We start from the raw sequence: 25009 nt of genomic DNA on the forward strand, positions 1-25009 counted from the left end.
ACGATTCACGCCGGCGACCCGTCCGGAGCGCGCCGGCAGCCCCGAACCTATCACCGAGCGTGACGCTGTCCCCCCGTTATATCCCTCCGACCGGCGACGGCGTACACATGGTACTCGGAGCGATCGTCTCGTTCGTCGTCGCGCTGTTGGTCGGTGGGCTGGGAATTCACGTCAGCGGCCGGCTCGTCGCGGGCGTCGACGACTACTCGCACGCGGTGGTCACGGCGCTGCTCGGCGCCGTCGCGTGGGCGATCGGGTCGCTGATCCCCGTCGTCGGATCGGTGGTCGCGCTGGTCGCGTGGGTGTGGGTGATCAAGTGGCGGTACCCCGGAAGCTGGAAGGACGCGGCGATCATGGGGCTGGTCGCGTGGGCGGCCGCGCTGGTCGTCATCGTGGTGTTGGACGGCGTCCTCGGCCTCGGAATCAGCGCGTTCGGCGTCCCCGGCGTCTGAACGGGTCGCACTCCGCTCTTCTCCCTTCCGTCCGCGTTGTCAGGTGAGGATCTCGAAGCGAGCGCCGCCCTCCGTCCCCTCGGTGAGGCGCACGTCCCAGCCGTGCGCGTCGACGATCCGCTCGACGATCGCGAGTCCGAACCCGCTCCCGTCCCGGCGGGTCGTGTGTCCCTTCTCGAAGACGCGGTCTCGCTCCGCGGGCGGGACCCCGGGCCCGTCGTCTTCGACGAACACGCCCGCCTCGTCGGGGAGCACGCCGGCGGTGAGCGTGACGCCGCTCCCGCCGTGCTCGACGGCGTTGCGGACGACGTTCTCGAACGCCTGCGTGAGCCGCGCGGAGTCGCACGACAGCGAGACGCTCCCCGTGACCCGTAGGCTGCTCTCGGACGCCCGGACGTTCTCGTAGCTCTTCTCGACGATCTCCTCGTACGGAACGTCCCGCCGCTCGCCGAGCGTCCGGCCCTCCTTCGCGAGCGTCAGCACCTCCTCGATGAGGTCGTCCATCCGCGCGACCGCGTCGATCGCCGTCTCGAGGTGCTCGTCCCCGTCGCGCTCCCGCGCGAGCTGGAGGTTCCCGGCCGCGATGTTCAGCGGATTCCGGAGGTCGTGAGACACGGTGGCGGTGAACTCCTCCAGCCGGTCGACCGTCTCGGTCAGCTCCCGCTCGTACAGCTTCCGGTCGGTCACGTCCCGCGTCAGCCCGACGAGCGAGGTGACGTTCCCGGCGTCGTCGGTGATCGGCTTACACCGCGACTCGACCCAGAGCCGCACCGCATCGGACTTCTCGACCCGGTACTCGACCACCTGCGGCGTCCCCTTCGAGGCCGACTCCATCGCCAGCCGGACGCGGTCCGCGTCGTCCCCGTGGACGCGGTCGAGGAACGTCGTCGGATCGGCCCGGAGCTCCGACACCGGCTGGCCGAAGATCGCCTCGTGGCCGTCGTTGATGAACCGCAGCTCGTCCCACGTCGGCGAGAACACCCACCACACCTGGTCGGTCACGGAGGCGATCTGGCGGAGCCGCTCGTTCGTCCGGTCGCGCTCGCGCTGCGCCCGCCGGTGCTCGACGTAGGTGATTATCTTCCGGGCGAGCAGCGGCGCCTGGTTCTCGATGGCGTCCTGGATCACGTAGTCCGTGACGCCGGCCTCGATGCTCTCGCTCGCGACGGCCTCGGTCCCGGTGTTCGTGAAGAGCAGAAAGGGGAGGTCCGGGCGGTCCTCGCGGACCCGCTTCAGGAACTCGACGCCGGTCACCTCCGGCATGTGGTGATCGCAGAGCACGCAGTCGATCGGCTCCGCCGCCAGCAGCCGCTCGCCCTCGGCCGCGGAGTCCGCGGTCTCGATCCGGAGCCGGTCGCTCTCGGCGCGCAGCTGCGCGGAGACCAGCTCCCGGAGCCGGTCGTCGTCGTTGACGTACAGCAGATCGACGGGAGGGTCGCTTCTCATGCCCCCGCTACCGGAAGCGACCCGAAAGTCGTTGTCCCGCGACAATCACTTCTGATACCTCGCTGTCGCCCCCCGACCCGCCGGAACGCTGCGGTCCCGGACCCGGCACCGGACGGAACGGTGCGGTTCCGGACCCTCCCGACTCAGTCGTCGGCGACGGCGGGCGCCGTCCGCGGCTCGGCGCTCGCGTCTGTCGCCTCGGGCGCCGGCGCCCACTCCAGGTCGCCCTCGTAGTGGAACGCGCGGTGGTCCCGCGTCGGGTCGATCACCGTCAGCGAGAGCCAGTCGTTGTCCAGCAGCCCGGTCACCGTCTCGGCGTCGCGCAGGGCCTCGGTGACGCGGTCCACCGGCGCGTGGATCACCGCCGAGAGCCTGAGCGGCTGGTGGTACGGGGCGTCGGCGTCGGCCATCACCGACTGGAGCGGGAGCCCGGTCATCAGGTCGCCGCCGTTGCCCTGGTAGACGCCGACGTTGCCGACCGGGTTGTGAGTCACCTTCGACCCGCTTCCGTACGCCGCGTTGTCGACCGTCGAGAAGTAGTACTGGGCGTTGATCCACTGGGTGACGACGGTCGGCCCCGCGAGGATCGCTTCGAGCGCGTCGCCGTCCGGGTCGGTCGTCCAGTCGTACGAGTGGAGGAACGCGCGCCCGTCGAGGTCGAGCCCGCTCGTCAGCTCCCGGGGCCCGACGACGAACCCGGCGTTGCCGGCCAGTCCCCACTCGGGGCGCGCCTCGGCCCAGTCGGCGGCGCGGCGCTCCGCCTCGCGAACGGCCGGCGTCCCCTCGTCCGACCCGGTGCGCTCGGCGGCGGCGCCCTCGCGGGCGGCGTCGAGGTCCGCGCGCAGCCGGTCGAGGTCCGCGGCGTGCGAGTCCGGGACGTCGCCGTCGTACAGTTCGATCTCGTCGGTCGTCGTGTTGTGTTCGGCGGCGAGGAAGACGGTGTCGTCGGGCACGTCGATCCCGCGCTCGCGCAGCCCCGCCCGCACGTCGGGGTCGTTACAGATCGCGGCGAGGGCGCGGGCGTTCGGGCCGCCGGGGTTGCCGGCGCAGGCGCCGCAGTCGAGGCTGGAGTCGTAGGGGTTGTTCGCCGTCTCCGCCGCGTGACCGGTGAAGACGACGAGCCGCGCGAACTCTTCGAACCCCATCAGCTCGAACGCGGTCGCGGCGTACTCGACCCGCTCGTCGCGGGTCAGGCCCGTCGGGAGCCCCTCGCCGGAGTCGTCGTGCTCGTGGACACCGGGCTCGCAGAACTCGTGGTCGCCCGGCACCGCGTCGTCCGCGCCGCCGAGCAGGTCGCGGACGCGACCGGGCACGAGCGTGCGGGCCGCGAGCGCGAGCCCGTACCCGCTCCCGGCGCTCTCGACGAAACTGAACGCGGTGGCCGGGTTCGACTTCAGCGTCTCGATCACCTCGCCCGCGGCCTCGCGGAGGCCCGCCAGGCGGTCGCGACTCGCCCGCGCGTCGTCGTCGACCGGGACCTCCGAGACGCGGTGTTGCGCGTCGACGATGGGCGGACAGGCGTCGACCGAGACCTCGGAGTCGTATCCCCGGTACTCCATCGGAACGCCGAAGAAGCCGGCGTATCCGTGCGTCTCGTAGTCGCCGGTCGCCTCGACGTGGCGGCGGATGACCTCCGAGCGCGTGTCGATACAGAAGACCAACTGGGCGGCCGGCCGACCCGAGGCGTCGCCGTCGTCGAGCGCCTCGCTCTCCGCGGCGACCCGGCCGACGAGCTCACCGCGGTACGTGGCCTCCCACGCGCTCAGGAACGCCTCGGCGATTCCGTCGCTCCCCTCGGTCGGCGCCTCACACGCTCCGGTCGCCGTGTCGCCCGACTCGGTCGGCGGCGCGACGTCGACGTCGAAGGCGTCGGCCAGCGCGAGCCGCACCGCGAGGTACCCTTCCGGCGTGATCGGGTACGCGGACTGCCACGCGCCGCCGTCGTCGGCACGGCGTTTGAGCAGGCCGGTCCATCCGGGCAGCGCCGCGAACTGCGCTTCGAAGACGGAGTTCCACCGCCCCTCGGGGTGCGACTCCAGCGCGGACTCGATCGCTTCGATCGGTGAGTCCGGCAGATCGGTGACGAGGCCCCCCTCGGGAACCTCGTCGTCGTACGCGGCCACCGACCGGAAGGCGTCGTAGAACCCGTCCTCGCGGTTCGGCATCGACCACTGGGCCCGCCCCTCGTCGAGGAACACCGACAGCCACTTCGTCAGCACGCGGTCGACGCGCTCGGCGTCGGCGGGGCCCGCCTCCTCGGCGGCGTTCCGGGAGTCCGCCGCCTCCGCGGCGCTTGACGGTTCCGGCTCGGCGGCGGTCTCCGCCCGCGCCAGCAGGCTCTCCGGGTCGGCTTCGTAGCCCCGCTCGGCCAGTTCCGAGTCGAGGCGGTCGCGGTCGATCCGCCCCTCGTCGAGGGCCGCCCGGAACGTCTCCGGACTCGGATAGCCGCGGCCCCCGAGGCGGTCGGACGCCCGCTCGACGGCCTCGGGGAACGGCAGGTCCTCGAAGCCGGAGAGGGGGTTCGCGGTCACGAACGAGTGGATCGGCCACACCGATCCGACGGCGGTCGCGGCCTCGTCGACGCGGTCCTCGATAGCGCGTTCAGTGCTCATCGTACTCCTCCGTGGCGGTCAAGACGGTGTCCGGGGCGGGTTGGCCCGCGTTCAACAGCGCGACGTAGAGGCGTTCGCTCCGCTCGTACACCCCGGTCTCGATCGCGACGTACGCCGCGAGGAAGGCGACGGCGACGACCGCGTGAAGCGCGGTCAGTTCGGTCGGTGCGGAGACCATCGGGACCCCCGAGAGGACGCTCGAAACGGCCTCGTAGACGAGCGCGTAGCCCGCGATGGCCGGGAGGAAGACCAGCGGGACCGCGCCGTAGCGCGCCGTCGCCGGCAGGCCGGTGCGTCTGACCGCGCTCCGGGCCGCGTGGAGCGTCGTGAGCGCGACGAGCGACGCGAGCAGCAGTCCGCCGTCGACGCTCGTTCCCTTCCCGGTCAGGAGCGCGAACGTCGCGCCGCCGGCCAGCGCGGTCAGCAGGACGACGACCGCGCCCGCGAAGCCCGTCCCGGGGAGGTCCTCTCCGGTCGGACCGGTGTGTTCGACTTCCTCGCCCGCGCTGAGGAAGTGGTACGCCTTATAAAAGCCGTGGACGATCAGGTGCGTGATCGCGGCGCCGAAGAAGCCGAGGCCGGCCTGGAGTATCATGAACCCCATCTGTCCGACGGTCGAGCAGCCCAGTTCGGTCTTGACGTCCGGCTGGACCGTTTTGAGTAGCTTCCCGGCCAGGGCGCTCGCCGCGCCCACGACCGCGATACCGAGCATGAGCGCGGTCTCGGCGGTCACGACGGGCGCGAAGCGAGTCAGCAGGACTCCGCCCGCGTTGACGAACCCCGCGTGCATCAGCGCCGACGCCGGCGTGGGGGCGGTCATCGAGGAGAGCAGCCAGCCGTGGAACGGGACGAGCGCCGACTGGATCATCGCCGCGAGGACGAGCGCGACGCCCGCGACGAGCCACGCGGGCCCGCCGAGGCCGTCGGCGCTCGCGGCGATACCCGATATGGTCGTCTCGCCGGTCGCCCACCACAGCGCCGTCAGCGCCACGCCGAGGAGCGCGCTGCTGGCGAGGAAGTGCCGGCGGGCGACGCCCGCGGCGGCCCGGGCCTGCGGCCAGCCGTCGACGGTGCCGACGAGCCGGGCCATCAGGAGCCCCATCGCCAGCCAGAAGCACCAGAACAGCGCGAGGTGGTCGGCCGCGACGAGCGCCATCACGGCGAGCGTGAACCCGAAGACCCCGAGGAAGAACTCAGTCTCGTGGGCGCTCCCGGCCATGTAGCGGCGCGAATAGCTGTGGACGATCCCGCTGAAGAACGTCACGACGACCCACAGCAGGACGGTCAGTCCGTCGACGGCGACGGCGCCGGGGACCTCCCACGCCCCGTCGAGTCGGAGTCGGGCGACGAGCGCGACGACGCTCGCGGCGAACAGCGCCCACGCGAGCCGCGTTAGTACGACGGGAGCGGACGACGCGTTCGCCGCCTCCCGGAGCGCTCCGACCGTCGGTTTCGAGGTGCGTCCTGACATCGGTCGATCCGTTGTGCGACCGGTTCCGGAATCCGAAACGAGTTCAGATCCGATTTCGGTCGCTCTCTACACCACCTGAGAACACTCCGGGTATTAAACTTGTCTTTATTCACAAATCGTTCGTAAATTGCGAATTATAGAACATTATGTTTCTGCGGGGCCGAGGAGTGGCGGGCGACCCGCCGGCCCTCGCTCTCCTCGCAGCGGCGAGACTCGCGCGTCGTTCGCCGTCGCCACTCAGGAACTCATATCGTCCCCGAGTTCGCAGGGACGGTATGGAGACGCTCTCGGGAACCGTCCTCGCCGGCGAGTCGTTCGACCCGATTCGGGGACGCGTCGTCGTCGAGGACGGACGGATCGAGGCGGTCGAGGAGGCGGACACCGACTCGACGGACATCGTGCTGCCGGCGTTCGTCAACGCGCACACCCACCTCGGCGACTCGGTCGCGAAGGAGGCGGCCGTCGGCCTGTCGCTCGAGGAGGCGGTGGTGCCGCCGGACAGCCTGAAACACCGCCGGCTGGCGGCCGCCGACCGCGAGGAACTGGTGTCGGCGATGCGCCGGACCCTCCGGTTCATGCGGCGGACCGGCACCGTCTCCGCCCTGGACTTCCGCGAATCGGGGCGTGCCGGGGCGCGGGCGCTCCGCGAGGCGGCCGCGGAGACGGGGGTCGACCCGTTCATCTTCGGGAGCGGCGACCCGTCCGTCCTCGACGTCGCCGACGGCTACGGCGCGTCCGGCGCGAACGACGGCGACTTCGCCGCGGAGCGCGCCGCCTGCGAGGAGCGCGACCGGCCGTTCGCGATCCACGCGGGCGAACCGGACGCGACCGACATCCACCCGGCGCTCGACCTCGACCCGGACCTCCTCGTTCACATGGTCCACGCCGGGCGGGAGCACTTGGAACGGGTCGCGGACCGGTCGGTCCCGGTCGCGGTCTGTCCGCGCGCGAACGCGGTCCTCGACGTGGGGGAACCGCCGGTTCGCGAACTGCTCGACCACGCGACGGTCGCGCTCGGGACGGACAACGCCATGCTGAATCAGCCGTCGATGTTCCGGGAGATGGCGTACACGGCGAAGCGGTTCGACGTGACCGACCGGGAGGCGTTGCGGATGGCCACCGCCGCAGGGGCGGAGATCGCCGGCCTCGACTGCGGCGTCGTCGAGCCCGGTCGGCGGGCGGCGCTCGTCGTCCTCGACGGCGACTCGGACAACCTGTCCGGGTCGGACGATCCGGTCAGTGCGGTCGTCCGGCGGGCGACCGGGCTGGACGTTGAGCGGGTCGTGGCCTGACCGACGCCGACGGAGGAGGCCTCACTCCTCGTCGTGACGCTCCGCGTCGAACCTACCGAACGGGGTCGTCTCGTGGGTCCGCACGAGCACCTCGTCGGCGACGGTGACGCCCATGTCGAGGAGGGCCTGCGCCACGGGCGTGATGTCGCTGTCCGACTCGCCGACGACGGTCACGAGGAGGTTCTGCTCGCCGGTCACCAGCTCCTGGACCGACACGACGCCGTCGATGTCGAGGATGTCGGGGATGAGTTCGCCGCGCTCCGGTATCGACGCGGTGCAGTAGAGCAGCATCCGGAGCGGGTACCCCGACCGCTGGTAGTCGACGCTGGCGCTGTACCCCTTGATCACGCCGTCGGACTCGAGGCGCCGGATGCGCTTGCGGACGGTGCTGTCCGAGGTGCCGGTCCGCTCCGCGATGTCCCCGGACGATGTGTTTCGGGCGTCCGCCTGTAGCGCGTACAGGATCGCCCTGTCGACGTCGTCTATCGCGCCGTTGTCCATGCGTTCGTCGTAGGCGCGTCTCGTTTTTATACGTTGTCGAGTCACCGCTCCGATCCCGACGCCTACATACGGTCGCCGTCAGTGGGTCGAATATGGGAACGTACACCGCGGACATCGACGTGCGGTTCCGCGACATCGACGCGATGGGCCACGTCAACAACGCCGTCTACGCGACGTACATCGAACAGGCGCGGACGCGGTACTTCCGCGACGTGCTCGATGTCGACATCTCGCGGGCGTCGACCGTGCTGGCGTCGATATCGATCGACTTCCGGTCCCCCGTCGAACTCGCTGACGGCGAGGTCACGGTCACCGTCGACGTGGCGGACCTCGGGCGGTCGAGCGCGACGATGACCCACGAGGTCCGGGTCGGTGACGCGGTCGCCGCGGCGGCCGAGGCGACGCTCGTCTCGCTGGACCCCGACACCGGGAAGCCGGCGCCGATCCCCGAGGAACACCGGGCCGGGATGGAGTCGTACCACGACCTCTGAGGCGGTCGCGGGGGACCGCTCCCGGATCGACCCGCCGAGCCGATCCGGACGCACACCTTCTTGACGGCGCGGACGGATCGATCGGTATGAACGTTCGACTGTACGCCCTCGACGGGTGTCCGTGGTGCGAGAAGGCGACCGACGCCTTAGACGAGGCGGGCGTCGAGTACGAGACCGAGTGGGTGGAGGCGCTCCACTCCGAGCGGAACGAGGTCAAGCGCGTCAGCGGCCAGCGCGGCGTCCCGGTCCTCGTCGACGAGGAGCGGGGCGTGACAATGGCGGAGAGCGCGAACATCGTCGAGTACGTCGAGAGAACCCTTCAATGAGCATCTACACCGGCCGCGGCGACGAGGGCGAGACCGACCTCCGGGACATGAGCCGGGTGTCGAAGTCGAGTCACCGGATCGAGGCGTACGGCTCCGTCGACGAGGCGAACGCGCTGCTCGGCACGGTCCGCCCCACGGGCCACGACGACCTCGACGACCTGCTGGAAACGGTCCAAAATCACCTCCACGTCGTCCAGGCCGACCTCGCGAACCCCGATCCCGACCCGGACGACCCGCAGGTCGAGAGCGAACACACCGAGCGGCTGGAGGCCCACATCGACGCGTTCGACGAGGAGCTGGAGCCGCTCACATCGTTCGTCCTGCCCGGCGGCGGCGAGGCGGGGGCCGCGCTCCACCACGCGCGCGCCGTGGTGCGACGGGCGGAGCGCCGCGTCGTCGACCTCGCGCGCTCGGAGCCGATTAACGAGGCCGTCGTCACCTACCTCAACCGGCTCTCGGACCTCCTCTTCACCCTCGGTCGGGTCGCCAACGCGCGCGACGGCGAGCCCGAGGAGTCGCCGTCGTACTGACGCCCGAGCGCGCGACTTTTCACCGTCCCGCGCGAGACACCGGTATGACGCTCGACAGCTACGCGGCGGCGGTCTCCGGTCTCGACCCGGCACCCGGCGAGGTCGAGACGGCGGAGCTCGTCGTCACCGACGACGTGCTCGTGAAGGCGTTCGTCCTCGGTCCCGAGGCGGCGGTCGACCCGCACGAACACGCCGACGCCACGAACGTGTTTCACGTGGTAGAGGGCGAACCGACCGTGATCCGCGACGACGAGGAGTCGGCGCTCGCGGCACCCGCGGTGGTGGAGAACGAGCGGGGCGCGGTCCACGGCGCGCGCAACGACACCGACGAGCGAGCCGTGCTCACGGCCAGCCTCGCTCCGCTCCCCTGATGGACGGCGAAATCGACCCCGAGGAGCTGTCGTCGCTGCTGTCGGAGCGGGGCGACGGGTCCGTCGACGAGCCGCTTCGTATCGTCGACATCCGCGACCAGCGCGCGTTCGACCGGGGGCACCTCCCCGACAGCGAGTGTATCCCGTTCCCCGAACTGACGAGCCGGGTCGCCGAACTCGACGACGCCGACCGGATCGTCACCGTCTGCCCGCACGGCGTCGCCAGCCGGCAGGCCGCCCAGCTGATCGGCAGCTACGAGGGGACACGGGAGGCGCGCGTCGAGAGCCTCCGCGGCGGGATCGAGGCGTGGGAGCGCGAGGTCGGCGAGCTGGTGACGGCGGGAGCGGAGTCGCAGGCCGAGAATGACGGGACGGACGAGGGGCCCGAGGCGCCGTTCTAACCGCGCCGTCCGTACCCTCCGACCGCTCCGCCCGCGCTCCCTAACCGCTCCGCTCGAACCGCCCGAACGGCCCCGCGGCCGTCGGCAGCGCGACCACGGCCGGCACGAGACCGAACCCGGGCACCCCGTCGTCGCTCGCGCCGCCGACCGGCAACGCGGTGACGAGCAGGACTGCGACGAGCGAGGCGACGACGACCGACCGAACCGAGGGGCTCGAGGCCGACCGTGTCGTGGACGCACAACGCGCGTCGCCGATATATGGCCGTTCTTCACCGTTCGCCCGAACCGTCGGAACACGGCGCGGAGTCGGACCGACGGAAGCGTCGAAAACCCGCGAAAAAGAGGGGGGAGGGGGAGCGAGTGACGTTCCCTCCGTTCGTCAGTGTGCTATCCAATTTCAAAGGTATTCAGTGCTTACCGGCGGCGAACCGACGGATATCTGTGGATCCAGGTGAGCTATCGGGTGCGTCTCCCGGTTGAGCGAGCCCGACCGAAGGTGGCCGACGTGGTGTCAGATCGCGTGTAGCCTGCCGGTCCAGAAGTCGCGGAACGCGTCCTCGAGGGCCGCTTTCGGGTTCCCGGTGGCGTCCGACACGTCGGTGACGTCGGCGTGGTCGCGAACCCGCCCCAACACGCTGCGCTCGCCGACGACTATCGTGCGGTCGACGTTCTCGACCCCAGCGAGCGCCTCGTTCGCCCGGTCGAGGTGGTCGTCGATCTGCCCCTCGCGGCGCCGCTCGAAGCGCCCCTGCGAGAAGCCGCCCTTCGAGTGAGCCTCTTTCACGTCTGAGGTGAACCCCTCGTACGCGACCCGCTCGCCGCCCTCGTAGGTGCCGAGCGCGAACGTGTCCGCCCGGACCAGCCCGAACGCGAACCGCCCGGTCGGCCGGAACCACGCGTCGTCGAGCCGGAAGCGGTCGCTCCACGCGTCGAAGGGGTCCGGCGCGACAGCCGGCGTCAGCGCGGCGCTCACCGCCCCGGTGTCGTCGGCGAGGACGACCGCCGGCGCAGCGCGCCGGACCAGTGCCGTACGGTCACCGAACCAGTCGCTGACGGTCTCGGGCACCGAGTCAGGGCCGGGGACGAACGCGGTGAGGAGTCCCTCGGGGCCGTCGCTCTCGACCGCCCGGAACCGGTCGAGCGCGTCTGCCAGCCGCGGGCCGCCGAGGTCGCTCACGCGTCGGAACTCGACGGACTCATCGGTGCCCTCAGTCCGATCGAGGCGCTCCTCTAACGACTCGATCCGGTGTTCGAGTTCGTTGACGCGCTCCTCGGCGCGCTGACGGTCGGCGACCGCGTCGGACCGGCGCTCCTCCTCGGCCTCGGCGCGGCGCTCGAGGTGGCGCTTCTCCGCTTCGAGCTCCTCGATCCGCTCTTTCAGCTCGGCGCGGCCGAGCAGCTTGTCGATCATACCGAATCCGCGCTCTCCCGCGACCTAAAAGGTGCGTCTGCGGCGACGACGCGACCGGGAACCCACACCGCAGTGCCGTGCGGTGGCGCACGCCTCCGAGTGACCGCCTCCGGCGGCCGGAGCGCCTGCGAGGGCGGCGGCGGCGGAGTCGTCGGCTGCCCGTGGTGCGTAGCGTCATCGCGGTCGGAGTTCGGGCTCCGTCGAAGTCACCTCTCCGAGGACGCGCTGAACACGGAGCGCGAATGTGTTACAAAACGAGGCAGGGCTACGCGGGAACTGATCACTCAGTACGGGGAATTCAAGCAACGAGTGGCGTCGCCGATCGGGAACTCGATTCGTCTCGGTCGCGTCGATACGTTGTTAAATACGGTATCGCGGTCGAGTCGCTTCCGTTCGGTTGGTGAGATCGGTCGTCGCGGGTCACTCTCCGAGCGTCCGATCGAAGAATCGCCTCCCGGCGTCGATTTTCTCCTCGGAGGGCGTGTCGAGTTCGTTCTCGTAGACGACCCACTCGACGGCGGCGACGCTCGCGGCTTCGAGCACGCGTTTCATGTCCACTACCCCGTCACCGTGTGGAACGTGCTCGAACTCCCCGAGACCGGAGCCCGGAGCCAGGTCGCGGAGGTGGAGCAGCTCCACCCGGTCGCTGAGCAACGACAGCGCCTCGGTCGGCGCAACGCCCCCGGCACGGAGCTCGGCGACCTCGAGCTCGAACCAGACGGACCGGGGATCCGTCTCCGCGAGCAGCCGGAGGGGGGTGCCGCGAGGGACTGTGCCCGCGTTTCGAGTCCGGAGTCGCCGCCCCGCCGTCTGGAGGTAGTCGGCCGCTCCGTCAGGTGCCGGCGTCGCGTCGATAAGCGCCTCGACACCGCCCGGTAGCAACGGACGCGTCCACCGGCGGTCGTTGTGGAGCCCCAGTTCCAGCCCTCGGTCGTCGAGCGCCGCCGCCGCGTCGTTCAGTCGGTCCGCGAGCGCGCGAACGGACTCACGGGTGTGAAAGTGCGCCGAGTCGGGGTGGGCGACGACGAGTCGGTCACAGCCGACGATCGCACACCGCTCCAACAGGTCACTCTCACCGGTGAGAGCGTCCTCGATAGTCGAGAGGTCAGCGTGGACCGCGACCGGAACGAGCCCGGTTTCGTCGAGTGCGGCAGCGATAGCGTCGGGCGGCTCCTCCTGAAACCGCTGGGCGAACTCGACGCCGTCGTATCCGCCTGCCGCGACGCGACGAACGAGATCAGGGAGGGAATCCGAATCCGACCGAACGCTGTACAGCTGAAAAGCGGTGCTAGCCGATGCGGTCATACGCGTCGATCACGAGGCGGTCTCGATTAGTATTCGGTGCCTACCACCCGGCAGCGAAAGTCGCTGCCACGCGCTTGAACCCCGTATTCAGTAGCTGACCCTTATCCGTGTCTGAGAACTTCAGCGGAACCGGTTTCGGCGGTGTTGGCTCCCGGAATCGAACTCCCCGCTCGCACGTGCCGGCCAACGTCGACATCGAACCGGGGCCTTCCCCGTCGCCTTACGCGTTCACGTACGGCTCCCACCCCTCCCACCGAAGGAGCGTCTCGGCGCGGTCCGCGTCCGCTAGGAGGACGTTCTTCCGGTCCGGGAGCGTCTCGTCGGCGAGTTCCTGGGGAATCGCGAGCGTGCCGCTCGGTACGTCGTCGTCGCCGCCGACCGGGATGTGGCCGCCGTCGACCTTCATGACGAGCGGGGCGTCGAGCCGCTCGACGCCCTCGCCGTCCGCGTACAGCTGCTCGTTGACGCGTTCGTGGTCCGCCCGCCGGATGACGGCGCGCTCGCCGTCGCGGGGTTCCACGTACAGTTCCCCAAGGTAGTAGCCGCTCGAGAATCGCTCGAACATTCTATGCGTGTCAGACTCTACCACGACAGTACATAAGCCTTTCTCGGACGTGACCGATCCTGCTACTCAGACGAAGGAACCGTTTCGGTCGTCCGCTCCTACTCCTCTCCGGACCGCCGCGCGACCTCGTGACGGCCGAACCCGTACCGGAGCCGGTTCGCGAGCCGCCGCGAGAAGCGCCCCTCGTTTCGCGAGTCGAACCGCTCCGCGAGCGCCTGATAGATGATCGGCACGGGGACCTCCTGTTCGAGCGCCTCCCGAACCGTCCAGGTGCCCGTCGAGCCGCCCGCGACGTGGTCGGCCACGTCGCCCAGGTCCGACCCCTCCTCGCGGAACGCCTCCTCGCAGAGCTCCAGCAGCCACGACCGGATCACGGCGCCGTTGTTCCACGTCCGCGCGACGGTCTCCATGTCGAGGTCGTACCGGCCCTCGGTGAGCAGCTCGAACCCCTCGCCGTACGCCTGCATCAGCGCGTACTCGACGCCGTTGTGGACCATCTTCACGTAGTGGCCGGCGCCCGACTCGCCCATGCGGTCGTGGCCGTCGGGCCCGGTCGCGACCGCGTCGAACACCGGGACCATCGCCTCGTAGGCCCACGCCGGGCCGCCGACCATCAGCGAGAAGCCCGCCTCCGCGCTCGCGGGCCCGCCGGAGGTGCCGCAGTCGAGGTACGCCGCGTCCGTCTCCTCGGCGCGCCGGACTGACTCCCGGAACTGCGAGTTGCCGCCGTCGACGACGACATCGTCGCCGTCGAGGTGCGGTTCCAGGTCCGCGAGCGTGGCGTCGACGGCGTCGCCCGCGGGCACCATCAGCCAGATGCGCTTGCCGCCGCCGTCTCCCCCGCCGTCGTCCAACCGGTCACACAGGTCCGCGACCGAGTCGGCCGGCTCTGCCCCGTTCTCCGCCGCCGTCGCGGTCGCCTCCGCCGAGAGGTCGAACGCGACCACGTCGTGGCCCGCCGAAAGCGACCGGTCCGCGACGATCTGCCCCATCCGACCGAGCCCGATGACGCCGAGTTCCATGCGCGAGGGGTGGCGACCGGTCGCCGTAGTGGTTCCGGTTCGAGTCCTCGCTCCTACTCGTTCGCCTCCGCCTCGGCCTCGCGCTCGCCGAGGTGCGCGCGGAGCGCGTCCACGTCCTTGTTGCCGGCGCCGGTGTTCAACAGAACGACGGTGTCGTCCGGCCCGAACTCGCCGGACTCCGCGAGCGCGAACGCGCCCGAGACGGCGGCGGCGCAGGTGGCGCCGACCTCCAGCCCCTCCGCCCGCGCGACCTCGATCGCGGCGTCGAGGATCTCGCGGTCCGTCGTCGCCACCGCCCCGCCGTCGGACTCGCGGATCGCCTCCAGGATGAGGCCGCTCGCGCCGGGATCCGGGATCGCGATCCCGTTACAGGCCGTGTCGACCTCGTCGTCGTCGAGGGGTTCGTGTCTCTCCGCCCCCGACTCGTAGGCTCGGACGACCGGGGCACAGCCCGCGGCCTGCGCGGCGTACATCGGGACGAGTTCGTCGGTCCACCCGAGGTCGCGCGCCTCGCGGGCGGCCTTGTGCATCCCGACGAGGCCGACGCCGCCGCCGGTCGGGTAGACGACCCCGTCGGGGACCTCCCAGTCGAGCTGCGCCAGCAGCTCCAACGCCATCGTCTTCTTCCCCTCGTGGCGGTACGGCGTGACGAACGTCTTCGTCGAGTACCACTCGGGGTGCTCGTCCATCGCCTCGGCGTACGCCTTTCCGGCGTCGCCGATCTGCGAGTTCCCGTCGACGGGGTCGGTGACGGTCAGGTCCGCGCCGTGGACCTCCGTCATCGCCTTCTGCGTGAACCCCGCCCGCGAGGGGAGAAACACGTGCGCGTCCAGGTCCGCGCGCGCCGCGTACGCCGCGGCCGCCTGCCCCGCGTTGCCGGCGCTGTTCAGCGCGACCTCGCTCGCGCCGTGTTCGCGCGCGGCCGTCATCGCGGCCGCCTGCCCCCGGTCCTTGAACGTGCCAGTCGGGTTCGCGCCCTCGTCTTTCAGGAGGACGCGGCCGACCCCCATCGCGTCTGCCAGCGCCGGGCACTCCACGAGCGGCGTCGCGCCCTCCCCGAGCGACACCGCCGTCTCGGCCGGGAACGGGAGCAGCTCGGCGTACCGCCACATCGACCCGTCGGGACGGGCGTCGAGCGTCGCCGGGGTCAGGTCGACCCGGTCGTAGTCGTAGTCGGGGTCGAGGATCCCGCCGCAGTCGGGACAGCGGTGCGTCGCCGCCGCCGCGTCGAACGTCTCCTCGCAGTCGACGCAGGTCAGGCCGATGAACGCGTCCGTCGTCTCCATGAACGCGCGCTCGCGCGCCGGGGACTTCGGTCCTGCGGTCGCGGCGGGGTATTTAGGTTCGAAACGTATGAAGGGGTACACCGAGGGGGACCGCCGCCGTACCCGGACGTGAGATGCGCGCACCAGCGACCGTCGGGACGGGCGATCCGCCGGGCGAACCGAGGTGGAAGCGATGAGCCGGACCGACCTGCGACTCGACCTCCCGACCGGGTCGTGGCTCGGTGACGTCTCCCGAAGCGTCCCCCCGGCGACGCTCCGGGTCGCGGAGACGATCGCGGTCGGCGTCGATTCGAGCGCGACCGGTGGCAACACCCGGCAGACGGCCGACGACGACCCGGAGGCGATCGCGACCGTCCTCGTCGCCGGCACCGAGAGGGACCGCGCCGAGGACGCCCTTCGCGATCACGAGGCGGTCGAGCGCGCGACGACGGTCGAGCGCCGCGGCGAGGTTCGCACGCTCCGGGTCGCCGGGCGCGCCCCCGTATACCTCCCGGCGGCGCGGGCGGTCGGCTTACCGATCGAGTCGACGGTGGAAGTCGTCGACGGGCGCGCCACCGTGACGGTCGTCGGCGACCGCGACCGGATCGAGGCGTTCGGGCGGCGGCTCACGGGCGACGGCGTGACGGTCGGTGTCGCCGCGACCGACGCCGGCGACCCGGATCGGACGCTCACGGAGGCGCAGCGCGAACTCGTCTTCGAGGCGGTCCGGGCGGGGTACTACGACACGCCGCGACGGTGTACCCTCACCGAACTGGCCGAGGCCAACGAGATCGCGAAATCGACCTGTAGCGAGACGCTCCACCGCGCCGAGGGGCGGGTGATGCGCCGGTTCGTCGACGGCGAGGGGGCGTTCGCCTCGGGGGCGGACGTCGGAGACGCGGTGACGGCCGAGACCGCGCCCCCCGAGGAGCCACCCCTCGACGAAGGGGAGTTCGACGTCGACGACGCCGACGAGCTCGACGCGAGCGACCGCGAGGAACCCGTTCGGTCCGCGGCGACCGAGCCCTGACGCGGTCGACCGCCTTCGGACGCCGACCGTCCTACTCTCCGTCGAGCGCCTGCCACGAGAGCCGTGGGTCCCGCGCGGCGCCGACCTGGTCGATCCGGGCGGCGGCGGTCCGGGTCGGCGCGGAGTCGAGCGCCGCGTCGGTGTCGGCGTACGCGAGGTTGAACGCCTCGGCGAGGTCGTCGAGCGACGACCGCCCCTCGATCTCCGTCGGCTCCGTCAGCATCGCCTCCGGGACCATCTCGGGCCACTTCGTTGTCGGCGGGTGGACGCCGAAGTCCAGCATCCGCTTGGCGACGTCGGCCGCGTCGCGGTCGCCCGCAGTCGCCGCGAACTCGTGGTGGAAGGGGCCGAAGGGCACCTCTAAGTCGATCCGCTCGGCGAGGTAGTTGGCGTTGAGAACGGCCTTCGCGGCGGCGTCCGACAGCCCCTCGTCCCCGAGGCGGGCGATGTACGCGTACGCCTTGATCAACACGAGCCAGTTGCCGGCGAAGCCGTGGACCTTGCCGATGGTGTGACTCGGTTCGAAGCGCTCGTAACCACCGCCGTCGTCCGCCTCTCGGACTCGCGGCGTCGGGAGGAACGGCGCCAACTCGTCGACGACGCCGACCGGCCCGGCGCCGGGACCCCCGCCGCCGTGTGGCGTCGCGAACGTCTTGTGGACGTTGTAATGCATCACGTCGAACCCCATGTCGCCGGGGCGGCCGCGGCCGAGCAGCGCGTTGAGGTTCGCGCCGTCGTAGTAGAGCAGGCCGCCGGCGTCGTGGACGATCTCGGCGATCTCGGTGATGTCGCGCTCGAAGAGTCCGACCGTGTTCGGGTTCGTGAGCATCAAGGCGGCGGTGTCGTCGCTCACGGCCGCCTCCAGCGCCTCGAGGTCGACTCGGCCGTCCTCGCCGGAGGGGAGTTCGACCACGTCGTAGCCGGCGGTCGCGGCGGTCGCGAAGTTCGTCCCGTGCGCCGACGCCGGGATCACGACCTCCGAGCGGTCGTTGCCGTGATGCTCGTGGTACGCCTTCGCCACGAGGATTCCGGTCAACTCCCCGGCGGCGCCCGCGGGCGGCTGGAGCGTGACGGCGTCCATGCCGCCGATGTCGGCCAGCACCTCTTGGAGCCGGTACTGGAGCGCTAAGGTTCCCTGGGCCGAGCGCGCGGAGCGGTCGGGGTGGACCGCCGCGTTCGGGTCGGCCGCCACGTCCTCGGTGAACTTGGGGTTGTACTTCATCGTACAGCTCCCCAGCGGGTACGGGCCCGCGTCGATCGCCCAGTTCATCTGCGAGAGCCGGGTGTAGTGGCGCGCCGTCTCCGGCTCCGAGGGGTTCGGGAGCGTCAGCGCCTCCCGGGTCAGGTCGTCGGGTAGCGGGGAGTCCTCACGCACGTCGACCGTCTCCTGGCCCTTCTCCGAGAGCAGCGGCTCCCGGACGTCCTCCGCCTCGCGCTCGTAGTTCGCCTGGTCGTGGATCATCTACAGCACCTCCTCGAAGGCGGCGACGAGGCCGTCCGCCCGCCCGGCGTTCAGGTCGGTGACGCAGACCTGAAGCAGGTGGTCGCCGATCGCGTGGACCGCGAACCCCTCGGCCTCTAACTCCTCGGCGACGGCCGCCGCCGGCTGGTCGACGCGCACCGCGAACTCCCGGAAGTGGTGGCGGTCGTGGACGGGGGCCGCGGCGCCGGAGCAGTCGTCGATCCGCGTCGCGAGCGCCTCGGCCTCGCGGACGCAGTCGTTCGCGAGGTCGACGAGCCCGTCCGGACCGAGCGTCGCCGCGTGGATCGCCGCGCGGAGCGCGACCCACGCCTGATTCGTACAGATGTTCGAGGTGGCTCGCTCCTTGCGGATGTGCTGTTCGCGGGTCTGGAGCGTCAGCGTGTACGCGCGGTCGCCGTTCGCGTCCTCGCTCGCGCCCACGAGCCTGCCGGGCACCTGCCGCAGGAACTCGTCGCTACAGGCGAAGATCCCCAGTCCCATCCCGTAGCTGGTCGGCAGGCCGAGCGCGCCGGCCTCGCCGACGACGACGTCGGCCCCGACCGCTTCCGGCGACTGTAACACCGACAGCGCGACGACGTCGGAGCCGAGCGCGAACAGCGCGTCCGTCTCGCCGGCGAGGTCACCGATCGCCGCGAGCCGCTCCTCGATACAGCCGCGGACGGTCGGGCTCTCGGCGTACAGCATGACGACGTCGTCGCCGGCGCGGTCGGCCAGGGCGTCGACGTCGGCGGTCCCGTCGGCCATCGGATACGTCTCGACGGTCAGGTCGACGCCCGCGCAGTAGTTCTCCAACACCGCCCGTTTCCCCTCGCGGAGCTGTTCGGGGACGAGGACGACATCGCCGGACGTGGCACGGACGCGGTCCGCGAGCGTCGCGGCCTCGCCGAGCGCGGTCGCGGCGTCGTACATCGAGCAGTTCGCGACGTCGAGACCGGTCAGCTCGACCAGCATCGACTGGTACTCGAACAGCGCCTGGAGGAACCCCTGTGACGCTTCCGGCTGGTACTGGGTGTAGCTCGTGAGGAACTCGGCGCGGTCCGAGAGGTGATCGACGACGCTCGGGACGTAGTGGCCGTAGTGTCCCCGTCCGAGGAACTCCGTGAGGTCGTCGTTGCGGTTCAACATTCGGGCGCACTCGTCGCGGATCTCGCGTTCCGTCCGCGGCTCGATGCCGAACTCGCCGTCGAAGGCGACCGACTCGGGGATGTCGAACAGCGCCTCCTCGTCGTCGACGCCGATCTCCGCCAGCATCGCCGCGGTCTCCGCGTCGGTGTGGGGCGCGTACGGCGTGCCGTTCGCCCGGCTCATCGGTTCGTTCCGTCTCGTCCGCGACGGTTCGTTCGTCCGGTCGCGGGTCGTGGATTTTCGGATCGTCGGTTCACGGGCGGCGCGGAGTCGAACGCTGGCGTGGGATCGGAAGGTGGCGTGGTCATTGTCGTGTGTCCGGTTGGTGTTTCGTCCGAGCCTGGCGTCCCGTTCCCGGCGTCGATCGGGACACTCAGGCGATCTGGTCGTCGTACGCGTCGGCGTCGAGCAGCCCCTCGGCGTCGCCGCCCTCGACGGGCTCGACCTCGAGCATCCAGCCGTCTCCGTAGGGGTCCTCGTTGACGAGCTCCGGGCGGTCGAACAGTTCCTCGTTGACGGCGACGACCTCGCCCGAGACGGGCGCGTACAGGTCGGAGACGGCCTTGATCGACTCGACGACGCCGAACGCCTCGCCGGCGGCGACCTCGTCGCCGACCTCCGGGAGCTCGACGAACACCACGTCGCCCAGTTCGTCCTGCGCGAAGTCGGAGACGCCGATCCGGACGGTGTCGCCGCCGGTCGTCGCCCACTCGTGCGATTCCAAGTACCGTCTGTCGTCGGGAACGTCGAAGCTCATTGGTCAGGGTCGCCGCGGTCCGCTCGGGCGTCGGCCCGCGGACGCGCCGCGCCGCCGGAAACGGCGGCGGATCCGGCTCGTCTACCGGTCGTGGACGACGTCCGCGATCGAAAGGCGATCCGCGACACGTGTGAGTCACCCTTCTGACGACGAGGAAATAAAAGGTGTGTTCGCGGCGGTCTCGACGACGGACCCCCGCCCGAACCCGGTCGGTGGCGCCTCGTCTGTTCCCGGGCCGTCTCCTCGGTCCACCGGTCGCGTCCCCTCGGGTCCACCGGTCGTATCCGCTCAGGTCCACCGGTCGAGACCGGCCTGAACCTGCGACTCCGCGATGCGCTCGAACCCGCGTTCGACCTCGTCGGCGGCCACGCCCCACTCGTCGACGACGTACTCCCGGGCGGCCTCCACGTCCGGGTTCACGTCGGTGTCGACCGCGACGTCCTCGGCCGGGGGGGTCATGAACAGCTCGCGGATCGCCTCGGCGTCGGGTATCTCGGCGTCGCGCGCCTCCAGAACGCCCCACAGATCGCCGTGTTCCGTCACCGCCGTCACCGCCGTCTTCGGTCCGATTCCACGGATCCCGTCGTTGAAGTCGGTGCCACAGAGCATCGCGACGTCGACGAGCCCCTGTCGGTCCAACCCGAGGTCCGCCAGCGTCGCCGCGAGGTCCATCAGCTCCGGGTCGCCCTTGCTCGTCAGCTGGCGGAGCGTCGTCGGCGCGCCGAACAGCAGGGTGTCGTAGTCCTCGCTGCCGGCGTGGTCGACGGTCCCGCTCGCGGCCATGTGCGCGCACTGCGCTTCCCCCTCGGCGGGCGCCTCGACTATCGGCACGTCGAGCCGTTCGAGCAGCTCGCGGGTCGTCTCGTGGATCGCGTCGGTGAGCCGCTGGGTCCGGGCCTCCAGCCGGGCGGCCTCGACGGCGTCGCCGCGCTCCTCGGCGGCGGCCCGACGCTCCTCGGCCGCCTCGCGCTTCTCGCGGCGCTCCGCAACCTCGTCCGCCTTCAGGTCGGTGACGGCGCCGTCGAACACCATCACGGGGATCAGGTCGTGTTCGAAGAACTTCGGGAGCCCCTGGACGACCCCGATCAGGTTCGCGACCTCGACGCCGTCGGCCGTCGTGTACTTCTCGTCGCTCGTCCACTTGACGGTCGTCGTGAGGTACCGGTACAGCCAGTTGTGCGCGTCGACGGCGACGACGCTCCCCTCGAGTTCCGCGAAGGGCACGTCGCGGATCGACGCGAGGTCGCGCAGGTCGGCGTTTCCCATTACCGGTCTCTGGGGCGCGCCGCTCTTAAACGCTGACGGCTCCCGGACCGAGGAACCGCCGGCTCGGTGTCTCGCGGCGATTTCTCGGTCCGTCCCGCGTCGCGATTCGCCTGCCGACTTCTGGGCCGTTTATATGCGTCACGCGCGTACGGGTCCGCGTCTGAATGGTCTCCCCGTTCGAGGTGTTGGAGGTCGACGAGGACGCCGACGACGAGGCGGTCGAACGGGCCTACCGCGAGCGCGTCAAGCGAGCCCACCCGGATCAGGGGGGTTCGATCGAGGAGTTTCAGCTCGTCCGCCGCGCCTACCGGGAGCTGTCCGAGCGCGACCGGAACGGCGACGAGAGCGGCGAGGAGAACGGGGCCGGGCCCGCCGACATCGACCTCAGCGACGACGGCGACGCCGCGGGGCCGAAGCCGACCCGCGTCGAGTTCCTCGACTACGAGGCCGTCGTCGACTACGGCTGGTCGCTCGACGACGACGAGCTGTTCCGGAAGGCCGGTCAGGCCGACCTCGACCCCGACGCGCACGGTCGCCTGCTGGTCCAGCCCGACGAGAGCCTGCTGGAGGCGGCCGAGCGGAGCGGCTTCGCGTGGCCCTTCTCGTGTCGCGGCGGCGCCTGCGCGAACTGCGCGGTGTACCTCGCCGCGGGCGAGCTCTCGCAGCCGACCGACCACATCATGCCCGACGACCTCGCCGAGCGGGGGTTCCGCCTCTCCTGCAACGGCTACCCGCTGACCGACGAGCTGTCCGTCGTGTTCAACGTGAAACAGCGCCCGGAGCTCGACGACCTCATCCTCCCGCCCGGTCCGTTCACGCGTCGCTGAGGGGGAGTCGATCGGTCGACGCAACAACGTCCGGCGCCGGAGCGCGGCCGGCGTCCGTCACCCGAGCAGGTACCGCAGCGCCGGGGCGTTTCGGACCAGCTCCGTCTCCTCTAACGCCCGGTCGATCCCGACGATCCGCCCGGCGCCCCACGCGCCGAGGCCGAACAGGATCAGCATGTACACGAGCGAGCTGTCGACGAAGTAGCCGTGCGCGACCGGGAACCCGGCCAGCAGTCCGCCCTGCCACGCGGCGGTCCAGAACATCGACATCATGATCGCCCCCATCAGCGCGGCGAACCGGAAGAGGACGCCGAACAGCAGCGCCAGCCCGATCAGGATCTGTCCGAACACCACCATCGGGTCGATGATTGCGGCGTAGTCCGCAAAGAAGAGGAACAGCCCCTGTAACGGGTTGGCCTCGGCGATGGCGTTCCGGAGGAACCCGACCGAGCTCCACGCGAGCGGGTCTGCGAGGCCCCCCTCGAACAGCTTCTCCAGGCCGGCCTGAAGGAACACCCACGCCATCACGACCCGGAGTCCAAGCATCGAGTACGCCAGCCAGGTCTCGGAGTAGTTGAACTCCACGTCGCGGCCGAGCAGCTCCGCGCGAAGCGTCCGTTCGGAGGGTTGCGTTGCCATGTCTGTGACACCAGCTTGAGAGAGGTCAACACACCGGTAATAATCTACCGCCGGATCCGATGCCCCTCGGTTTTCGATCGACGGCGAGAGAAAACCATCGCGCATATGGATGCGCGGAACGGGAAGCGACTCCGAGTCGGCCAGTCCCCGAGTCGTCTGACGCGGCGGCCGCCTCAGAACGCCTCGGCGACGGCCGCGACGACGGCGTCTTCGACGGCGTCGCGCTCGCCCGAGAGGAACTCGATCTTCCCCTCGCGGACGCCCGCGGTGTCGATGTCCGCCGTCGGCGCGAGCTCGGCCGCGCGCGCTGCCACGTCGCGGACCGAGACGTCCGCGGTCGTGCGCACGTACAGCTCGTCGGTGCCGACGCCGACCGTCGCGAACGGTTCGCCGTCGGCGCGGCGCCGATGCAGGTCGTCGAGCAGGAGCGGCGTCGGCGGGAAGTCGTACCGGTGGGTGTAGTCGTCGGTGTCGAGCAGGGCGAACTCGACGCCGTCGACCGCCTCGGTCACGACGTTCGCGTCAGCGGTCTCGATCTCGGTCTCTAACTTCTCCCTGAACTGCTCGGAGACGTGCGCCGCGAGGTTGCCGCCGTCCGAGAACAGCAGGTCCGCTATCAGCTCCCGCTTGTCCTGGTACGACTGGTAGTACGCCTCCAGCGCGACGGCCTCGCGGAGCTCCGCGACGCGCTCGGCGTCGTGGCCCGCGTCGCGCGCGAGGTCGACGTAGCGGTCGGGGGCGTCCGCCCAGTAGCTCACCGCCGGCAGGTGCCGGAGGTCCGCGCGGACCTCGTCGTTGATCGCCGACGCGAGCGAGGCGACGAGCGCGCCCGTCGAGAGCGTCTCGTCGCCGTCGACGTCGGCCAGCTCCGGCGAGACGAGCGTGTCGACCGCGTCCCGGGTCTCCGGGTCCGCGACCGCGGCGTCGACGACGACCGCGTCGACCCCGTACACCGACAGCAGGTCGATGCCGTCGGCGGACTCGGTCGTCGAGCCGGCGCCGACGAGCAGGAACAGCGGGAGCTTCTCGTCGTGGCGGTCGCGGTCCTGGAGCATCCGCGTCGCGTCGTTGGTGGCCGCGTCCATCCCGTACACCGGCTCGTCGAGCGGCCGGCGGGTGAAGTAGTGGTACTCGGCGTCGCTCTTCGCGTGTTCGTCGCGGATCAGCGGGAGGACGGCGCGTTCGACCGCGGCGCCGGCGACGTAGCCGTCGGCGGTCGCCGGGTGGCGGACGACGATCGGTCGCGACTCGAGGACCGCGCGCCGGACGGCTTCGGCCGCGTCGAGGAGGCCGTCCGCGAGCTCCGCGACCGTCTCGTCGCCGGCGAGCGGCTGGAGCCCCTCGGGTCGGGCCTCGTCCGTGAGCGCCTCGGCGATGCGGCGGCGGACCGATTCGGCCGCCGCTCCGTCGAGGAGGACGAGCGCCTCGGACTCCACCTGGACGTCGCCGCGGTGGCTCTCGACCTCGCCGTCGACCCGCACCGCGTCGCCGACCTCGACGTCCGGATGCGCCCGGACGCCGGGCTCGACGAACGCGGCCACGTCGACCGCGCCCGTCTCGTCGCTGACCTCGAACACCGTCGGGCCGCCGGTCTGGCGGACGCCGACGACCTCGCCCTCGATCCGCACCGCGTCGCCGACCGCGTCTCCGAGCGTCGTGATCGGCACGCGTTCCGGGTCCGCGTCGGCGTCGTCTCCGGCCGCCTCGACCGCCTCAGATTCCGGGGTCTCCTCGGCGGCGGTCGGCGCCGCGTCACCGCTCTCGGCGGACTCCGTCTCGCTTTCGGGTTCCGCCGCATCGTCGGACCCCGCGTCGGCCTCGGGCTCTACCTCGACGGACCCCGCGTCGGCCTCGACCGTCTCGTCGACCGACTCGTCCGCGTCCTCGTCGTCGCCTGCGTCGACCGACTCCTCGGCTTCGGCGGACGCATCGCCGGTCGTCTCGGCTGCGCCCTCGCCGTCGTCGCCCGGCTCCTCGTCCGGGAGGTGCTCGCCGTCGGACTCCTGAACGAGAACGCCTCGGAACTCGCGGTCGGCCTGGCGGATCGACCAGCCGAGGTCGACGTTGCCGTTGTCGCGGACGCCTTTCACCTGGACGAACACCTCGTCGCCCGGCTCCCAGTCGAGGCTGTCGAGCCGGCGGTCGAGTTCGGAGCGGTGGAGCAGTCCGGTGACGCCCGGCGCGAGGTCGACGAACACGCCGAACTCGGCGTACCCGTCGACGACGCCCCGATAGAACCGGCTCGGAACCAGATCGTCGGGAGAGTCGCCGCGGAAGTCGAACACGACGTCTTCCTGGTGCGAGTCGCAGACGCGACCGCCTCCGACGTCGGTGCCACAGATGATACAGGATCCCATTTGAGTACACCGAGAGCCTCGGGCCTAAAACGGTTGTCGAAAACCCGCTGGCGGCGGCGCGGGC

The 25009-nt window shown here is 70.9% G+C and carries 23 protein-coding genes and 1 pseudogene; 9 read left to right on the forward strand and 15 right to left on the reverse strand.

The features are described 5' to 3' along the window. Nucleotides 1-107 precede the first annotated feature (107 nt). Entirely contained in the window at nt 108-452 is a 345-nt protein-coding gene (locus tag EXE45_RS04235; RefSeq protein WP_137693630.1) for a hypothetical protein, read from the forward strand. Between the two features lie 39 nt (nt 453-491). On the opposite strand, the gene EXE45_RS04240 is transcribed toward EXE45_RS04235, so the two are convergent. The 3 genes from EXE45_RS04240 to EXE45_RS04250 all read right to left on the reverse strand — a co-directional run bounded on the left by EXE45_RS04240 (nt 492) and on the right by EXE45_RS04250 (nt 5981). Next, nucleotides 492-1898 carry an ATP-binding protein gene (locus EXE45_RS04240; protein ID WP_137693631.1) on the reverse strand — a complete coding sequence of 469 codons (1407 nt, stop codon included), beginning with the start codon at nt 1896-1898 and terminating at the stop codon, nt 492-494. A 143-nt stretch (nt 1899-2041) separates the two neighbouring features. Continuing rightward, the gene (locus tag EXE45_RS04245; protein ID WP_137693632.1) at nt 2042-4510 is read right to left on the reverse strand and encodes a DUF2309 domain-containing protein; all 2469 of its coding nucleotides are present in this window, start codon (nt 4508-4510) and stop codon (nt 2042-2044) included. After that, nucleotides 4500-5981: a proton-conducting transporter membrane subunit gene (locus EXE45_RS04250; protein WP_137693633.1), complete on the reverse strand. Its 1482-nt coding sequence runs from the start codon at nt 5979-5981 to the stop codon at nt 4500-4502. The genes EXE45_RS04245 and EXE45_RS04250 overlap by 11 nt, the downstream gene beginning before the upstream one ends. Before the next feature lie 275 nt (nt 5982-6256). Here EXE45_RS04250 and EXE45_RS04255 point away from each other — a divergent pair, with 275 nt between their 5' ends. Beyond that, a complete protein-coding gene (locus EXE45_RS04255; RefSeq protein WP_092920377.1) occupies nt 6257-7273 on the forward strand; it encodes an amidohydrolase family protein in 1017 nt (338 codons plus the stop codon). A 21-nt stretch (nt 7274-7294) separates the two neighbouring features. Here EXE45_RS04255 and EXE45_RS04260 read toward each other — a convergent pair whose 3' ends face one another. Continuing rightward, the gene (locus tag EXE45_RS04260; RefSeq protein ID WP_092920378.1) at nt 7295-7774 is read right to left on the reverse strand and encodes an Lrp/AsnC family transcriptional regulator; all 480 of its coding nucleotides are present in this window, start codon (nt 7772-7774) and stop codon (nt 7295-7297) included. A gap of 92 nt (nt 7775-7866) precedes the next feature. Between EXE45_RS04260 and EXE45_RS04265 the strand changes: the two genes are divergently transcribed. The 5 genes from EXE45_RS04265 (at nt 7867) to EXE45_RS04285 (ending at nt 9893) form a co-directional block, all read left to right on the forward strand. Beyond that, the gene (locus EXE45_RS04265; RefSeq protein ID WP_092920379.1) at nt 7867-8265 is read left to right on the forward strand and encodes a thioesterase family protein; all 399 of its coding nucleotides are present in this window, start codon (nt 7867-7869) and stop codon (nt 8263-8265) included. A gap of 86 nt (nt 8266-8351) precedes the next feature. Further along, nucleotides 8352-8591, forward strand: a complete 240-nt coding sequence (locus EXE45_RS04270; RefSeq protein WP_092920380.1) for a glutaredoxin — start codon at nt 8352-8354, stop codon at nt 8589-8591. Further along, a complete protein-coding gene (locus EXE45_RS04275) occupies nt 8588-9121 on the forward strand; it encodes a cob(I)yrinic acid a,c-diamide adenosyltransferase (RefSeq protein WP_092920381.1) in 534 nt (177 codons plus the stop codon). Before EXE45_RS04270 ends, EXE45_RS04275 begins: the two co-directional genes overlap by 4 nt. 44 nt (nt 9122-9165) lie before the next feature. Then, entirely contained in the window at nt 9166-9492 is a 327-nt protein-coding gene (locus tag EXE45_RS04280; RefSeq protein WP_137693634.1) for a cupin domain-containing protein, read from the forward strand. Further along, the gene (locus EXE45_RS04285) at nt 9492-9893 is read left to right on the forward strand and encodes a rhodanese-like domain-containing protein (RefSeq protein WP_092920383.1); all 402 of its coding nucleotides are present in this window, start codon (nt 9492-9494) and stop codon (nt 9891-9893) included. Before EXE45_RS04280 ends, EXE45_RS04285 begins: the two co-directional genes overlap by 1 nt. Nucleotides 9894-10404: 511 nt before the next feature. Here EXE45_RS04285 and EXE45_RS04290 read toward each other — a convergent pair. The 5 genes and pseudogenes from EXE45_RS04290 to EXE45_RS04310 form a co-directional block, all read right to left on the reverse strand. Beyond that, on the reverse strand, nt 10405-11304 hold the full coding sequence (locus tag EXE45_RS04290; protein ID WP_092920384.1) for a Vms1/Ankzf1 family peptidyl-tRNA hydrolase: 900 nt from the start codon (nt 11302-11304) through the stop codon (nt 10405-10407). A gap of 420 nt (nt 11305-11724) precedes the next feature. Then, nucleotides 11725-12609: a sugar phosphate isomerase/epimerase gene (locus tag EXE45_RS04295; RefSeq protein WP_137693635.1), complete on the reverse strand. Its 885-nt coding sequence runs from the start codon at nt 12607-12609 to the stop codon at nt 11725-11727. Nucleotides 12610-12829: 220 nt separating this feature from the next. Then, nucleotides 12830-13174, reverse strand: a complete 345-nt coding sequence (locus tag EXE45_RS04300) for a DUF5802 family protein (protein ID WP_092920386.1) — start codon at nt 13172-13174, stop codon at nt 12830-12832. Between the two features lie 98 nt (nt 13175-13272). Then, nucleotides 13273-14214: pseudogene (locus tag EXE45_RS04305) on the reverse strand (NADP-dependent phosphogluconate dehydrogenase); the annotation flags it as partial. Between the two features lie 35 nt (nt 14215-14249). Then, nucleotides 14250-15482 (reverse strand): threonine synthase, encoded by a 1233-nt coding sequence (locus EXE45_RS04310; RefSeq protein WP_137693636.1) that lies wholly within the window; start codon nt 15480-15482, stop codon nt 14250-14252. Between the two features lie 172 nt (nt 15483-15654). Here EXE45_RS04310 and EXE45_RS04315 point away from each other — a divergent pair, with 172 nt between their 5' ends. Further along, nucleotides 15655-16491 carry a helix-turn-helix domain-containing protein gene (locus EXE45_RS04315; protein ID WP_137693637.1) on the forward strand — a complete coding sequence of 279 codons (837 nt, stop codon included), beginning with the start codon at nt 15655-15657 and terminating at the stop codon, nt 16489-16491. 31 nt (nt 16492-16522) lie between these two features. Here EXE45_RS04315 and gcvPB read toward each other — a convergent pair whose 3' ends face one another. The 4 genes from gcvPB to fen all read right to left on the reverse strand — a co-directional run bounded on the left by gcvPB (nt 16523) and on the right by fen (nt 21122). Then, nucleotides 16523-17953 carry an aminomethyl-transferring glycine dehydrogenase subunit GcvPB gene (gene gcvPB / locus EXE45_RS04320; RefSeq protein ID WP_092920390.1) on the reverse strand — a complete coding sequence of 477 codons (1431 nt, stop codon included), beginning with the start codon at nt 17951-17953 and terminating at the stop codon, nt 16523-16525. Further along, nucleotides 17954-19282 carry an aminomethyl-transferring glycine dehydrogenase subunit GcvPA gene (gene gcvPA, locus EXE45_RS04325; protein ID WP_092920391.1) on the reverse strand — a complete coding sequence of 443 codons (1329 nt, stop codon included), beginning with the start codon at nt 19280-19282 and terminating at the stop codon, nt 17954-17956. It abuts the gene before it with no gap. A 190-nt stretch (nt 19283-19472) separates the two neighbouring features. Then, a complete protein-coding gene (gene gcvH / locus EXE45_RS04330; RefSeq protein WP_092920392.1) occupies nt 19473-19856 on the reverse strand; it encodes a glycine cleavage system protein GcvH in 384 nt (127 codons plus the stop codon). A gap of 288 nt (nt 19857-20144) precedes the next feature. Next, nucleotides 20145-21122, reverse strand: coding sequence for a flap endonuclease-1 (fen, locus tag EXE45_RS04335; RefSeq protein ID WP_137693638.1), 978 nt, complete (start codon nt 21120-21122; stop codon nt 20145-20147). A gap of 164 nt (nt 21123-21286) precedes the next feature. Between fen and fer the strand changes: the two genes are divergently transcribed. Continuing rightward, nucleotides 21287-21949 carry a ferredoxin Fer gene (fer, locus tag EXE45_RS04340; RefSeq protein ID WP_092920394.1) on the forward strand — a complete coding sequence of 221 codons (663 nt, stop codon included), beginning with the start codon at nt 21287-21289 and terminating at the stop codon, nt 21947-21949. A gap of 57 nt (nt 21950-22006) precedes the next feature. Here the strand turns inward: fer and EXE45_RS04345 are convergent, their stop codons facing one another. Beyond that, nucleotides 22007-22588, reverse strand: coding sequence for a DoxX family protein (locus EXE45_RS04345; protein ID WP_092920395.1), 582 nt, complete (start codon nt 22586-22588; stop codon nt 22007-22009). Between the two features lie 173 nt (nt 22589-22761). Beyond that, complete coding sequence (locus EXE45_RS04350; protein WP_137693639.1) at nt 22762-24945, reverse strand: OB-fold nucleic acid binding domain-containing protein; 2184 nt, start codon at nt 24943-24945, stop codon at nt 22762-22764. Nucleotides 24946-25009: the final 64 nt, after the last annotated feature.

It is taken from the genome of Halorubrum sp. SP9 (assembly GCF_005435015.1).
In the GTDB taxonomy this organism is placed as follows: domain Archaea; phylum Halobacteriota; class Halobacteria; order Halobacteriales; family Haloferacaceae; genus Halorubrum; species Halorubrum sodomense.

What these genes read in the sequence shown, in the direction of transcription:
- EXE45_RS04245 (WP_137693632.1), bottom strand. Translation starts at nt 4,510, where the DNA reads ATGAGCACTGAACGCGCTATCGAGGACCGCGTCGACGAGGCCGCGACC.
- EXE45_RS04345 (WP_092920395.1), bottom strand. Translation starts at nt 22,588, where the DNA reads ATGGCAACGCAACCCTCCGAACGGACGCTTCGCGCGGAGCTGCTCGGC.
- EXE45_RS04240 (WP_137693631.1), bottom strand. Translation starts at nt 1,898, where the DNA reads ATGAGAAGCGACCCTCCCGTCGATCTGCTGTACGTCAACGACGACGAC.
- gcvPB (WP_092920390.1), bottom strand. Translation starts at nt 17,953, where the DNA reads ATGATCCACGACCAGGCGAACTACGAGCGCGAGGCGGAGGACGTCCGG.
- gcvH (WP_092920392.1), bottom strand. Translation starts at nt 19,856, where the DNA reads ATGAGCTTCGACGTTCCCGACGACAGACGGTACTTGGAATCGCACGAG.
- EXE45_RS04295 (WP_137693635.1), bottom strand. Translation starts at nt 12,609, where the DNA reads ATGACCGCATCGGCTAGCACCGCTTTTCAGCTGTACAGCGTTCGGTCG.
- fen (WP_137693638.1), bottom strand. Translation starts at nt 21,122, where the DNA reads ATGGGAAACGCCGACCTGCGCGACCTCGCGTCGATCCGCGACGTGCCC.
- EXE45_RS04315 (WP_137693637.1), top strand. Translation starts at nt 15,655, where the DNA reads ATGAGCCGGACCGACCTGCGACTCGACCTCCCGACCGGGTCGTGGCTC.
- EXE45_RS04310 (WP_137693636.1), bottom strand. Translation starts at nt 15,482, where the DNA reads ATGGAGACGACGGACGCGTTCATCGGCCTGACCTGCGTCGACTGCGAG.
- EXE45_RS04260 (WP_092920378.1), bottom strand. Translation starts at nt 7,774, where the DNA reads ATGGACAACGGCGCGATAGACGACGTCGACAGGGCGATCCTGTACGCG.
- fer (WP_092920394.1), top strand. Translation starts at nt 21,287, where the DNA reads ATGGTCTCCCCGTTCGAGGTGTTGGAGGTCGACGAGGACGCCGACGAC.
- EXE45_RS04280 (WP_137693634.1), top strand. Translation starts at nt 9,166, where the DNA reads ATGACGCTCGACAGCTACGCGGCGGCGGTCTCCGGTCTCGACCCGGCA.
- EXE45_RS04285 (WP_092920383.1), top strand. Translation starts at nt 9,492, where the DNA reads ATGGACGGCGAAATCGACCCCGAGGAGCTGTCGTCGCTGCTGTCGGAG.
- EXE45_RS04350 (WP_137693639.1), bottom strand. Translation starts at nt 24,945, where the DNA reads ATGGGATCCTGTATCATCTGTGGCACCGACGTCGGAGGCGGTCGCGTC.
- EXE45_RS04300 (WP_092920386.1), bottom strand. Translation starts at nt 13,174, where the DNA reads ATGTTCGAGCGATTCTCGAGCGGCTACTACCTTGGGGAACTGTACGTG.
- EXE45_RS04265 (WP_092920379.1), top strand. Translation starts at nt 7,867, where the DNA reads ATGGGAACGTACACCGCGGACATCGACGTGCGGTTCCGCGACATCGAC.
- gcvPA (WP_092920391.1), bottom strand. Translation starts at nt 19,282, where the DNA reads ATGAGCCGGGCGAACGGCACGCCGTACGCGCCCCACACCGACGCGGAG.
- EXE45_RS04270 (WP_092920380.1), top strand. Translation starts at nt 8,352, where the DNA reads ATGAACGTTCGACTGTACGCCCTCGACGGGTGTCCGTGGTGCGAGAAG.
- EXE45_RS04275 (WP_092920381.1), top strand. Translation starts at nt 8,588, where the DNA reads ATGAGCATCTACACCGGCCGCGGCGACGAGGGCGAGACCGACCTCCGG.
- EXE45_RS04290 (WP_092920384.1), bottom strand. Translation starts at nt 11,304, where the DNA reads ATGATCGACAAGCTGCTCGGCCGCGCCGAGCTGAAAGAGCGGATCGAG.
- EXE45_RS04235 (WP_137693630.1), top strand. Translation starts at nt 108, where the DNA reads ATGGTACTCGGAGCGATCGTCTCGTTCGTCGTCGCGCTGTTGGTCGGT.
- EXE45_RS04255 (WP_092920377.1), top strand. Translation starts at nt 6,257, where the DNA reads ATGGAGACGCTCTCGGGAACCGTCCTCGCCGGCGAGTCGTTCGACCCG.
- EXE45_RS04250 (WP_137693633.1), bottom strand. Translation starts at nt 5,981, where the DNA reads ATGTCAGGACGCACCTCGAAACCGACGGTCGGAGCGCTCCGGGAGGCG.